Source organism: Streptomyces sp. SD15, assembly GCF_054462255.1.
In genome coordinates this window covers 123923-135932 of sequence record NZ_JBTLMO010000011.1, presented here as the reverse complement: position 1 = coordinate 135932, position 12010 = coordinate 123923, and the positions used below count along the sequence as shown (strand labels likewise).

The 12010-nt window shown below is 67.1% G+C and carries 14 protein-coding genes and 1 tRNA gene; 10 read left to right on the top strand and 5 right to left on the bottom strand.

Annotation, left to right across the window (positions count from 1 at the left end; genetic code table 11):
- Positions 1-160: 160 nt before the first annotated feature.
- The 6 genes from ACX28W_RS13705 to ACX28W_RS13680 all read left to right on the top strand — a co-directional run bounded on the left by ACX28W_RS13705 (position 161) and on the right by ACX28W_RS13680 (position 3543).
- Positions 161-246 (top strand) — tRNA-Leu (locus ACX28W_RS13705).
- Positions 247-345: 99 nt separating this feature from the next.
- Positions 346-525, top strand: coding sequence for a hypothetical protein (locus ACX28W_RS13700; protein ID WP_458999186.1), 180 nt, complete (start codon positions 346-348; stop codon positions 523-525).
- Positions 526-2061 (top strand): tyrosine-type recombinase/integrase, encoded by a 1536-nt coding sequence (locus ACX28W_RS13695; protein ID WP_458999185.1) that lies wholly within the window; start codon positions 526-528, stop codon positions 2059-2061.
- A gap of 21 nt (positions 2062-2082) precedes the next feature.
- Complete coding sequence (locus ACX28W_RS13690; protein ID WP_458999184.1) at positions 2083-2412, top strand: MazG-like family protein; 330 nt, start codon at positions 2083-2085, stop codon at positions 2410-2412.
- 376 nt (positions 2413-2788) lie between these two features.
- The gene (locus ACX28W_RS13685; RefSeq protein WP_458999183.1) at positions 2789-3127 is read left to right on the top strand and encodes a hypothetical protein; all 339 of its coding nucleotides are present in this window, start codon (positions 2789-2791) and stop codon (positions 3125-3127) included.
- Between the two features lie 5 nt (positions 3128-3132).
- On the top strand, positions 3133-3543 hold the full coding sequence (locus tag ACX28W_RS13680; protein ID WP_458999182.1) for a hypothetical protein: 411 nt from the start codon (positions 3133-3135) through the stop codon (positions 3541-3543).
- 71 nt (positions 3544-3614) lie between these two features.
- Here ACX28W_RS13680 and ACX28W_RS13675 read toward each other — a convergent pair whose 3' ends face one another.
- A complete protein-coding gene (locus tag ACX28W_RS13675; RefSeq protein WP_458999181.1) occupies positions 3615-3914 on the bottom strand; it encodes a hypothetical protein in 300 nt (99 codons plus the stop codon).
- Between the two features lie 362 nt (positions 3915-4276).
- On the bottom strand, positions 4277-4600 hold the full coding sequence (locus tag ACX28W_RS13670; protein WP_458999180.1) for a hypothetical protein: 324 nt from the start codon (positions 4598-4600) through the stop codon (positions 4277-4279).
- A gap of 757 nt (positions 4601-5357) precedes the next feature.
- Between ACX28W_RS13670 and ACX28W_RS13665 the strand changes: the two genes are divergently transcribed.
- Entirely contained in the window at positions 5358-5486 is a 129-nt protein-coding gene (locus tag ACX28W_RS13665) for a hypothetical protein (protein ID WP_458999179.1), read from the top strand.
- 341 nt (positions 5487-5827) lie between these two features.
- On the opposite strand, the gene fmdA is transcribed toward ACX28W_RS13665, so the two are convergent.
- From fmdA to ACX28W_RS13650, 3 genes are all read right to left on the bottom strand, one after another.
- Entirely contained in the window at positions 5828-7078 is a 1251-nt protein-coding gene (gene fmdA / locus ACX28W_RS13660) for a formamidase (protein ID WP_458999178.1), read from the bottom strand.
- 24 nt (positions 7079-7102) lie between these two features.
- Positions 7103-7747, bottom strand: coding sequence for an AmiS/UreI family transporter (locus ACX28W_RS13655; RefSeq protein ID WP_458999177.1), 645 nt, complete (start codon positions 7745-7747; stop codon positions 7103-7105).
- A gap of 81 nt (positions 7748-7828) precedes the next feature.
- The gene (locus ACX28W_RS13650; protein ID WP_458999176.1) at positions 7829-8107 is read right to left on the bottom strand and encodes an FmdB family zinc ribbon protein; all 279 of its coding nucleotides are present in this window, start codon (positions 8105-8107) and stop codon (positions 7829-7831) included.
- Positions 8108-8549: 442 nt separating this feature from the next.
- On the opposite strand from ACX28W_RS13650, the gene ACX28W_RS13645 reads away from it, so the two are divergent.
- The 3 genes from ACX28W_RS13645 (at position 8550) to ACX28W_RS13635 (ending at position 11896) form a co-directional block, all read left to right on the top strand.
- Positions 8550-9710 carry an NAD-dependent formate dehydrogenase gene (locus ACX28W_RS13645; RefSeq protein WP_458999175.1) on the top strand — a complete coding sequence of 387 codons (1161 nt, stop codon included), beginning with the start codon at positions 8550-8552 and terminating at the stop codon, positions 9708-9710.
- Between the two features lie 325 nt (positions 9711-10035).
- Complete coding sequence (locus ACX28W_RS13640) at positions 10036-10458, top strand: hypothetical protein (protein ID WP_362085790.1); 423 nt, start codon at positions 10036-10038, stop codon at positions 10456-10458.
- Between the two features lie 262 nt (positions 10459-10720).
- The gene (locus ACX28W_RS13635; RefSeq protein ID WP_458999174.1) at positions 10721-11896 is read left to right on the top strand and encodes a 4-hydroxybenzoate 3-monooxygenase; all 1176 of its coding nucleotides are present in this window, start codon (positions 10721-10723) and stop codon (positions 11894-11896) included.
- The last annotated feature ends 114 nt before the right edge of the window (positions 11897-12010 follow it).

Below are 12010 nucleotides of genomic sequence, written 5' to 3'. Positions count from 1 at the left end.
CCCGCGCCACCCGAAAGGCTATTGGCAAGTGCGGATGGCCCGTACCGGGTGCTGATGCACCCTCAGACATCAATAAAATAAGACAACCTCGGGCCGCCCGCCCGCAGTTCGGGGGATGCGCCCCGATAGGCTCGGAACCTCGATGCGGAGTCCATGGTCTGCCCGGATGGTGGAATGCAGACACGGCGAGCTTAAACCTCGCTGCCCCTCGCGGGCGTACCGGTTCAAGTCCGGTTCCGGGCACCACCGTGGTCACGTGGTGTGACCAGCGAGAACAGCTTGTTGTCGCCGACTCCGTTCGTGGTGGGGGAACACGACGGGAACACACGGCTCTAACGTGCCGTCATGGCATCAGCGCACGCTCGGAAGAGTAAGGCTGGAGAGGTCACCGGCTGGCCAGCGAAGTGGCGTCTGGGCGGCGGCCGTTCGGCTCCGTGGCAGACCGAGACCTTCGATGACGAGACGTCGGCCGGAGTCTTCTGCGACGCCGTCAACGACAACGCGCAGCAGTGGCCGCCCGGCTAGGTGAAAGGCAAGGGTCTCATCGACCTGGCGGCCGGCGACCTGGAGGAGCTCCGCTTCCGCTTGCGCAAGTACGCCCTCGCGTACGTGGAGAACAAGGCCGGCATTGAGGAGCAATACCGGCGCGACTGCGTCCGTGACCTGGACCGCTGGATCTTCCCCATGCTCGGTGAGTGTGACGTGCGCAGCACCGAGCACTTCAACAGCGACACCGTCCAGGCCTGGGTGCGCGTCCCGGAGAAGGCGTTGGTCCACAAGGGCCAGATGCCGAAGAACGGCGCCGTGAAGTGGCGGAAGATGTCGCCGAAGACCATCCGGAACCTCCACGGCCTCCTGTCGGCCGTCCTGGAGCGCGCGGTCAAGGCGGAGCCACCGCTACGGTCGCGCAACCCCTGCGAGCTGACCCGCTTGCCCCGCGCCGACGACGACGGCGCCGAGGACATGGAGTTCCTCACCCCGGACGAGGTTGAGGGTGTCATCGGGCTCATGGAGCGCCGTTCCGACCAGCTGCTCGCGACGATCAAGTACGGGACCGGCATGCGGTGGGGGGAGATCAGCGCGCTCGCGCCGGAGTGCCTCGTCGGCTGGGGCACGGACCGCCCGAAAGTCCGCGTGAAGCGGGCGTGGAAGAGGGGCGGTGAGGGCGGCTACTACGTCGGCATGCCGAAGGCGCGGAGGTCCCGGCGCACCATCCGCGTCTCGCAGGCCGTCGTGGAGGCCGTCAACGAGCTCGGCGGGGAGGACACGGAGAACCCTGACCGCCTGTTCTTCACGGGCGATCACGGTCGGAGGCTGCACTACTCCACGCACTGCGACCGGTGGCAGCGGGCGGTGACGGCCGGCCTGATGCCGAAACAGAAGCGCCCGACGGTCCACGACCTGCGGCACAGCCACGCCGCGGCCCTCATCCCCGAGGGGCCCCGGTCGGGGGGAGCGCGGCGTCATGGTCGTCTCCCGGCTCGCCACCCGGCCCGGCCCCGCCTCCGTCGACTACCTGCCGCACCGCTGCGTCTCTGTCACCGTCGACACCGACGAGGGGCCGCTCGACGTCATCGGCCTGTACGTGCCGTCACGGGACGCCACCGCGGCGAAGACGACCAGGAAGCGGACGTTCCTCGACCAGTGCCGCACGGGCATTCCGCAAGCCGGCGACGCGCTGCGCCTGGCGCTCGGAGACTTCAACATCCTGGAGCCCACCCACACCCCGCGCTACCGGTTCTTCCAGCCGTTCGAATACGCCTTCTACGAGTGGCTCGGGGCCGCCGGGTACCGGGACGCTTCCGGGCGCTGAACCCGCAGGCGGCAGAGTACTCATGGGTCGGCCGTACCGGCGACGGTTACCGCTACGACCACGCGCACGCCTCCAAGGCCCTGGCGACCGCGCTGCGCGCGTGCGCGTACGTGCACGACGTACGGACCGGCCAGGACCGGCTGACGGACCACTCGGCCCTGTCGGTGTCGCTGGCCGTACGCCCGGCGGTGCCGCTCACCGTGACCGCCCCCGACCGGGCCGCCGAGCTGGCGCCCGCACTGTTCTGACAATCGAGCAAGGAGGACCCCATGGGAGACCGCACCTGGGAGCAGGTTGACCGCCTGCGAAAGTGGCTGGACGACGAGGCAGAGCAGGCGAGGCCGGCCGATGTGCGGCTGCTGCGCGTGCTGAAGATCGGCGAGGAGTACGGTGAGGTCGCCGAGGCCATGCACGGGGCCATGGGAGCCAACCCGAGGAAGGGCCGCTCCCACACGTGGTCGGACGTACAGAAAGAGTTGGCGGACGTCATCGTGACGTCCATGGTGGCGCTGGCCACGATCGCGCCGGACGCCCGGCACGTGCTGGAAGAGCGCCTCGACGCCCTGGTGGCCCGCGTGTTGCCGGACGCGGAAGCCTGAGCGTTTCGGGTGAGGTCGCTTCCAAGCTGTTACCGAAGGTACGCCAAGCCGTGCGCCAGGTGTGCCAGTTCACTGGCGCACGGGCCGTCTGAGGCGGGTTGAGGCGGCCCGAGACGGGGCGAGCCGGGATGACTTCAGGGCGCTGAACTGGCGGGACAGGGAAGCCGCAGGTCAGCGCCCTGACCTGCAACGGTTCAAGTCCGGTTCCGGGCACTGCACCACGCACGACACGTGACCAGCGGAAACGTCCGGTTTCCGCTGTCACTCTCTGCACTGTTGGGCGCACCGTGGGCGCACGGTTTGCCTAGCATCTCGTCATGGCGTACATCGCAGAGCGAAAGAACGCGTCCGGCGAGGTCACGAGCTACCAGGTGAAGTGGCGTCTTGGGGCGCCCGCACGGGCCCGTTCCAGTCGGAGCGGTTCGATGACGAGCCGTCGGCCGAAGTCTTCAAGAAGGCCGTGGACGACAACAAGCAGCAGTGGCCTCCTGGGTGGGTGAAGGGCAAGGGGTACATCGACCCGGCGGCTGGCGACGATGCGCGGTACGTCTTCGAGACGTACGCGCTGGAGTCGATCAAGAACCGGACGGGCGTCGAGGACTACTACCGCGACGCGATCGAGAAGGAGTTGCGGACGTATCTCCTGCCGACGTTCGGGAATTGCGACGTCCGCAGCACGGAGCATTTCTCGAAGGCGACGGTACGGCCTGGGTGAACCAGATGGCGAAGACGAAAGTCTGGCGCGGCTCGGTGCACAAGGAGATGTCCCCGAAGACGCTCAAGAACCTTCACGGCCTGCTGTCCTCGATCCTGCGTGAGGCGATGCAGGAGGAGCCGCCGCTGCGAGCCCGGAACCCGTGCGAACTCGTCCGGCTGCCCCGCACCGACGATGACGGCGTGGACGACGACGGCGACGACGAGGACATGAGCTTCCTCCTGCCGCGGGCACGGCAGAGGCCGACCTCACTCGACTCACCGTGCACCGCCGCCCCACCGCAGGCCGCTGGCACGGCTCAGCGACGCGCGGGCTTGTGGGGAGGTTCAACCTCTGCGGCAATCTTCGGGAGACGCCGCCATCCGGTCTGGCGCACTACGCGGTATCGGTCGTGCGACGGCTTGCGGCGCGTGTGAGCCTCCGTCCACGCCTACGGCTCAGTCGTGTGCTCGATGTCCTGCCAGTCGATGCACGACGCGCATTCGACCTACCGACGGGCGGGGAGATCGTCCACCATGGCGCGCGTGCCCAATTCCGGATCCGCATAGCTGCGGAGAGCGCCCGTCATCGCCGCGCCTTTTCGTCCAGGTGCGTCCTGATGGCGCTTCAACTCAACGACGCGGTCTGAGGCCTGGGACAGGTCGTACTCCGGGCGCTGTGTGTCCGTCGCGGCCTTCCACTGCATGACGAGTGCCGCACACACGTCGCAACCCGGCGTGGCCTCCGGATGTTCGTATAGCGGGTCGGTGAGCTGAACCGGATCTCTCGTTGTTGTCTCCAACGCCATCTCTGCACCTCCGCCACGGGCTTTGATGCTTCGACGCTACGGAGCCGAATGTTCTCGCGTCGACGTGATGTTCTCGAATGTTGGCCGAATGTTTCCCTGAAACTCCCGAGAAAGGGGCCGGACATAACTCGGAACATCCGCTGCAACGGCACCGACAGCAGTCAAGGGTCGCGTCTCTCGTTGTCGAACCGTGCAACTCGACTGAAAAGCGCACAGTTGGCGACCGGCTCATTTTGCCAACTGAGAACGCATCAGCCCTGCTCCAGCACCGACCACTGATCATCCGAAAGATCCCACGCCCCACACCGAGATCATCATGGCAAGGGGCGTGGGTCAGGAGCTCAGTTCAAAACACGGCCTGATTAGTTTACCCAGTACCAGTAGTTCGTCAGGTCGTCGGTCGGCACAGTCACGTACTTGACCAGCTGGCCGCTGTACTCGCATCCCCCCCACGGATTGCGACCGCCCTGCTCGACCCGGAGGGTCTCTCCGGCCTTGACCGACCAGTACATGTTTGTCCAGTCATATCCGAGCTGCCTCTCCACGGTGCCGGTGGACCCCGACACCTTGAGGCAGACGCCACTCCCGCTCGTGTGCGCCATCATGTTCTTGGACCACACGGTTGCGCTCGCCGGAGTGGCGGCCAGGGTGCCAAGTGCGGCGAGACCCGCAACGGCCCCAGCCACTGCTCCGATTCGACGCTTAGTCAGGAAACGCATTTCATTCCTTTGCTTTGTACTGCCCTGCCCTCAAGCGGCCCAGGGGCTAACCGAATTTTTACATGCCCCAAGCCTCAAGATCTACCAGCGGTATTCAAAACATCTATGTCGCCCATCACATAACCAAAGGGCGGCCTTGCTGTCAGTCGTCCTGTCGGCGCTCTCCGAACGTGCATCGGATCATATTTGATTTTTCATCAGGATCTGATTCTTTCGCGGTTATGCGGTGAGGTGGAACAAGTCCCGTACGGCCGTGAGCATTTGTGGGTGGGGGCTGTGCGCTGTGATGACGTTGGTGATTCGATGGTCGAGGACCTCCCGGCGCAGGGCGGCGTGCATGTCCTCGAAGCTGACGGTGGTCCTTCGTTCTCGCCCTCACCCGGCACGCGGAGGAGACGATCGCCGCCCACGCCGACGAGATCGAGCGCCTGGCGGACGAAGGCCCGTACGCGGTCCGCGTCACGGTCCGCTACCCGAGCGGCACCCGCCCGATGACCGGCGTCGCCAACTACGGCTCCCGGGTCCGGGAGAACCCGCCCACCCCGGAGCCCGCCCCGGTGGCCGAGGAGCCCGCGCCCGCTCTGCAGGCGTAGCCGTCCCGGCCGCCCCGGAGCCGCCCCCGGCCGGCTCGGTTGCGAGCAGGTTCCTCGAGGGAGCCCGTGAGCGGGCGTGGCAGCGGCAGCAGGTCCGCGCGCTCGGCTGGTCGACCGGCCAGGCCGACCTGATGGCCGCGGCGGGCTCGGCACAGCTCCTCTTCGACCGAGACGGCGTTCTGCGCCACTACCCCCGGCCCGGCTGGGCCGGACAGTCCGTCGCGGACGGCCGGATCGAACTGCGGGTTAGGTCGGGCTGATCCGGGTTGGAACGGGCTAGTTCGGTGGATCGTTTAGAGACGACTTCCGGGGTAGACGCGTTATCGCAGGTCAGACGGTCGCACACCGAAAACCTGGGTCCGGTTCAAGTCCGGTTCCGGGCACCTCCCGCACCTGCAACGCGGGGCGCGGGCCACCTTCGGGAGTGACCCGGACGTGGCCCGCTGTTCTACGGAGCTCCGTATCGCGGTGGAGGACCTGAAGGCCGACGCCGACAAGGGCGCCACCCAGGCCCTCGCCACCGGCACGGGGGCGAACTCACGCGCCGTACGGCCCCGCAGTCCTTCCGGCTGCGGGGCCGTGGTCGTCCGGTCCGGTCCGGTCAGGCGGTGCTCACCGCGCACTTGCCGCGTTCGGCCTTCATCGGGCCGTCGGCGGAGGGCCGGACATCGAAATCGAATATGGCGCTGGGTACGTACAGCGAGCAGCAGGCATTGGGGATGTCGACGATGCCGCTGATGCGTCCCTCGATGGGTGCGGAGCCGATGAGCAGGTAGGCCTGCTCTCCGCTGTAGCCGAACTTCTTGAAGTACTCGACGGCGTTGAGGCAGGCCCGGCGGTAGGCCAGCGTCGCGTCGAGATAGTAGTTCGTGTCCGTGTCGTGGTCGACGGAGATCCCGATGAAGGTGAGGAACTCCGTGTACCGCGGCTCGACGTTGCCCGGAACGAACACGGGGTTGGTGGAGATGCCGTACGTCTCCATGCCGCCCTTGATCAGGTCGACATGGAAGTCGATGAAGCCGCCCATCTCGATGGCGCCACAGAACGTGATCTCTCCGTCGCCCTGGCTGAAGTGCAGGTCGCCTCCGGAAAGCTTGGCGTCCTTGACGTGTACGGGGTAGAAGACCCGCGAACCTCGCGTGAAGTTCTTGATGTCGTGATTGCCTCCGTTCTCGCGGGCCGGCACGGTGCGTGCGCCTTCCGCGCAGATGCGGGTGGCGAGGTCTCCGGTGGCCGTGCCGGCGAGTGCGTTGTTGCTGTCCGGCGGTACGGCGAGTGGCGGGACCCGGTCCGGGTCGGTGTCGATCAGCGCCTTCTCGCGGGTGTTCCAGCGGGCGAGCATCTCGGCCGACGGTGCTGTTCCGAACAGCCCGGGGTGGGTGATTCCGGTGAAGCTGATCCCGGGCAGGTGACGGGAGACGGCCCGCTGACCGTGGAAGTCCCATACCGCCTTGTAGGCGTCCGGGAAGTAGTCGGTCAGGAAGCCGCCGCCGTTGGCCTTGGCGAAGATGCCGGTGTAGCCCCAACTCTGGCCTGCCGCATCGCCGGTCTGCTGCGGCACGGGGCCGAGGTCGAGGATGTCGACGACGAGCAGGTCGCCGGGTTCGGCGCCCTCCACGCCTATCGGACCGCTGAGCATATGAGGGATGGTCAGATCGATGTCGCGTACGTCATTGGCGGAGTCGTTGTTGCCGATCTGGCAGTCGGTCCAGTCGCGGCACTCCATGCGGAACTCCGCTCCCGGCTTCATCATGGCGACGGTGGGGACGTCCGGGTGCCACCTGTTGTGTCCGGGTACGTCCTGATCACGCATCGACTTGGTCTGGTCGATCTTGAATACGACTTCGGGCATAACAGCTCCTCATTTCCGATCAGGTCACGTTGGTGCGTGCACGCTTCCGGCCGGCGGTGCCCCCCGGGCCGCCCGGGCCGGCTGCCGAGACCTGGTGCGCGGCCACAGCCCTGCGAACACCACGACGCCGAACACCGCCAGGGCGATGGCGATCTCGGTGGGGTGTTTCCAGTAGCCGGAGAGCAGCAGCCCGGCGGGAATCACTCCGGTGACCCAGCCCTGGATCGCCGTTACCCAGCCCGTATAGGTCCTCAGGCCGTCCATCTTGAGGCCGAGCAAGAGGAAGAACAGGAACCACAGGAATGCCCAGTAGAGCCAGATGACCCCGAAGGGCTGGTCCTTGAAGAGCCGGAAATTGACGTACGCGTATCCCAGGGCCGCGACTGCCACGAACAGTGAGTAGTAGCCGACGCCGGTGCTGTCGAGACCGGCGAGCAGGCCGATACCTACGTAGAGGTAAGTGAAGCCGAACAGATAGATTCCGGACGCCGCCAGGATCTTGTTGGGGTCACCGTCGGCGGTGAAGATGAGGTAAGTCGGCGTCAGTACCTGCAGTGCGCCGATGAAAAGGTTGAACACCGCTCCAGACTTGGCGTCGACCTTCCCGAGAAGCAGCATGCCGTTGATGAAGAGCACCGCACCAACAAAGAGCAGTCCCACATTGCCCACGGGGACGCACCTCCTCAGTCCGCGTGGGGGACGGAAATTTCGAAACCCGCCTGAGACGTTCCGCCTGGTCGACCACCGCCCTCAGGGCCGGGGCAACCGCGAGAGCGCGGGGTGCGGGCGCCGCGGCACCCTTCTGCCCGGCGGTACTTCGGAAACCACTGCCGGGGCATCACGGGACTGCTCCTCCCGCTCATGGAGGGCGGTGACCGTGTGCGAAGTCAGTGCGAGGCCGGGCGAGGAGTACACGCGTTTCGCGGTGCCCGCGCAAACAGGGCAGCCATAAGCGGCGGGCGCGGTCCCGATCGCCAACTTCACGTCGAAAGGCCCACAACGGCTGCATCGGTATTCATAGGTTGCCATCACCACTCCGGATGCCGGTGGGAGGCTGGCCAACCCGAGAGGGAGGCGCGGCACTCTCGTAGGCGCACGCCACAATTCTTCTTCCTCACTTTCAAGGAGACGACTCGCGCATACGCGTGTCAAGTCCCGGACGGCCGGGCCGCTGTGTTCCGCCGGCAGGAACGCCCCCGGCACATGGACGGCGAACCTCGTCGGCGGAAACGTCCCCGCCGGTGTGGGAAAGGCCGGCCCCGGTTCGTAACGGGCCGACCCCGCCCAGAAGCCCGCCGGCGCGACCGCCCCCCGAGGACTGCCGCTGTCGACACCCGCGGGGATTGCCGCGCTGTCGAAGGGGATTGCAGCGCCTGCTCCCACTCGACTAAAATTCAAGATCATCGGTGCCGATCGGTTCAGGTGCCCGACCGGTTTTCCGGACCAGTGGCCCCACCGATGGAGGACGGCCATGGCAAAGATCCTTGCGGTGCTCTATCCGGATCCCGTGGGCGGTTATCCACCCGATTACGCCCGCGACGAGATTCCCACTATCACCGGCTACCCGGGCGGTCAGACCGCGCCGACCCCGCAAGCCATCGATTTCACCCCGGGGCAGCTTCTCGGCTGTGTCTCGGGAGAACTGGGACTGCGCCGCTTCCTGGAGGAGCGGGGACACACGTTTGTCGTCACATCCGACAAGGAAGGCGCGGACTCCACGCTGGATCGTGAGCTGCCCGACGCCGACGTGGTGATCTCGCAGCCCTTCTGGCCCGCCTATCTGACCCCCGACCGGATCACCGGCGCTCCGCGGCTCAAGCTGGCGATCACCGCGGGGATCGGGTCGGACCACGTCGACCTGCCGAGCGCGATCGGCCACGGCATGACCGTGGCGGAGGTGACCTACAGCAACAGCATCAGCGTGTCCGAGCACACCGTCATGCAGATCCTCACCCTGGTGCACAACTACCTGCCCGCCCACCAGTGGGTGACCACCCGGCAGGGCTGGAACATCGCCGACAGCGTCTCGCGCGCCTACGACCTCGAAGGGATGGGCGTCGGCGTCCTCGGCTCCGGCCGTATCGGCCAGGCGGTGCTGCGCCGCCTCAAGCCGTTCGACGTCACGCTGCACTACTGCGATGTGCACCGGCTGCCCCGAGAGGTCGAGGAGGAGCTGGACCTGACCTGGCATCCCGACGTCCGGTCGCTGGCCCCCGCGGTCGACGTGCTGTCGATCCACACCCCCCTGCATCCGCAGACGCAGAACCTCTTCGACGACGACCTGATCGGGGCCATGAGGCGCGGTTCGTACATCGTCAACACGGCACGTGCGCTGATCGTCGACCGCGACGCCGTGGTGCGGGCCCTGAACAGCGGCCAACTGGCCGGCTACGCCGGTGACGTCTGGTATCCGCAGCCGCCACCGCCCGACCATCCCTGGCGCACGATGCCGTACGAGGCGATGACACCGCACGTGTCCGGTTCGACCCTCTCGGCGCAGGCGCGCTATGCCGCCGGGACCCGGGAGATCCTGGAGTGCTGGTTCGACGGGCGTCCCATTCGCCCGGAGTACCTGATCGTCGACGGCGGCGGTCTCGCCGGGACGGGGGCGCGTTCCTACACGGTCGCCTGACAGCGCGTTTCTGCACGGTCGCGTGACAGTGCGTTTCTGCACGGTCGCGTGACAGTGCGTTCCTGCACGGTCGCGTGACAACGAATAACAACCGCGGACAAAAAATCAGCAGCGGATTCCGCGGAAGATCTACTTTTGCCTGCCGCGGGCCCAATGCCCGCTTGTGAGCCGACTCACGCCCAATTTCGCTGGACGGGCGCGATCGGGAGCTTTAGCGTCGTTAAATAGTTTGATTTTCCATTATGCGAAGGCACCGGCGCCGCGCATACTGTTTCGCAAGAAAAACAAGGCGAACGTACGCCGGGAAGGTGGATCAGTGAGCAGCATGGACGCCGTATGGGTACGGGGCGTGAACGGCATTCAGATGCATCACGTGACCGACCTTCAGGATGCCGGAAGATTTCTCGGCAACGCAGCGATGGCACTGCGGGCCGCGCATGTGAGGACCGGCGCCGACCGGTACGTCGGACTCGCCACCGAGCTCAAGGCCCTGGTGCAGCGGGTGCGGGAGCTGGAGGACGAGGCGCGCTCCAGCATGCACGAACTGCACTCCAGTGACCCCGAGCGATTCGTGCGCTGCCGGGACGGTCACGAGCCGTGGCCCGGCGAGATCCCGGCGGGATTCATTCCGCGCCACACCTGCAAGGACGAATGCCTGTACCACGACCGCGACGTCCTCGAAGCGATCATGCAGTGCACCTGCGGTCGGCCGCCGTGCCAGGCGTGCGAGATCGGCGGACAGCTCTGACGCCCTGACGGGCCCGGACGCGGCCCGCGGTGGGCTCCCCCGTTGAAGGGGGAGCCCACCGCGGGCCGTCGTCGTCCTCGGCCTTTGAGTGGCTGCTCGGTGCCGAAGAGCCGGCGGAACCGTTGACAGCGAGCGCGTGCGGTCGGAGACTTCCGGCAGCAAATGGTGAAGGAAATTTCACTAGACGAACTTTCGGATGAACTTCACCAAACGAACGAACATGCAAGCGAACATGCATGAGGAACGCGAAGGGGCGTGCCGGATGCGTACCACCGTCGGGATCATCGGGGCCGGGTCGGCCGGGCTGCTGCTCGCGCGGCTGCTGCGCAACGCGGGGATCGACTCCGTCGTACTGGAGAGCCGTGACCGGGCGTACGTGGAGCAGCGGCAGCGTGCCGGAATCCTGGAGCAGGGGACCGTGGACGTCCTGCGGGCCGCCGGGGCCGGGGAGCGGATGGACCGGGTAGGGCTGCGGCACGACGGGATCGAGCTGCGGTTCGAGCGGCAGCGGCACCGCGTCGACTTCCCGGCCCTCACCGGCGGGCGCTCCGTGATGGTGTACGCCCAGACGGAGGTCTGCAAGGACCTCATCGCTCTCCAGCTCAAGAAGGGCGGGCCGCTGCTCTTCGAGACCGAGGCGCTGGAGGTGGAGGGGGCCGAGAGCGAACGGCCGCGGGTCCGGTTCCGGTACGAGGGGCGCGAGGACGTGCTCGAGTGCGAGTACGTCGTCGGCTGCGACGGGTTCTGGGGGGTGGCCCGGAAGGCGGTGCCCGCCGCGCTCTCCCGCACCTTCGAACGGACGTACCCCTTCGGCTGGCTCGGGATCCTCGCCGATGTGCCGCCCTCCCACGACGAGCTGGTCTACGCCCGCCACGACCGCGGCTTCGCCCTGCTCAGCATGCGGTCGCCCGCCGTGTCCCGGCTCTACCTCCAGGTGCCCGAGGGTACGGACGCCGAGGCGTGGGCGGACGACGACATCTGGGACGAGCTGGAGCGGCGCTTCGAGACCGACGACGACTGGCGGCTGAGGCGGGGGCCCATCACCGCCAAGTCCGTCACCCCCATGCGGAGCCACGTCCACGAGCCGATGCGGCACGGTCGGCTCTTCCTCGCCGGGGACGCCGCCCACATCGTCCCGCCGACCGGCGCCAAGGGGCTCAACCTGGCCGTCGGGGACGTGGTCACCTTCGCCCGTGCGCTGGTCCATCTGAAGGAGACCGGATCGGCGGAACGCCTCGACGGCTACTCCGAGACCTGTCTGCGCCGCGTCTGGCAGGCCGAGCGGTTCTCGTACGACATGACGACCCTGCTGCACCGCGCCCCCGACGCGACCCCCTTCGACGACCGCGTCCAGCTGGCGCGCCTGCGTCGGATCGCCACCTCGCGGGCAGCCGAGACGGACCTCGCGGAGGGTTACACCGGATTTCCCCTCGACTGAGACCGACTGAGACCGACGGACACCGGCTGAGACCGACGGACACCGGCGCAGACCGGCTCAGACCGGCCTAAGCGCGGCCTAAGGGTGCTGTCACGGCTTGGTACCAAGCCTCGC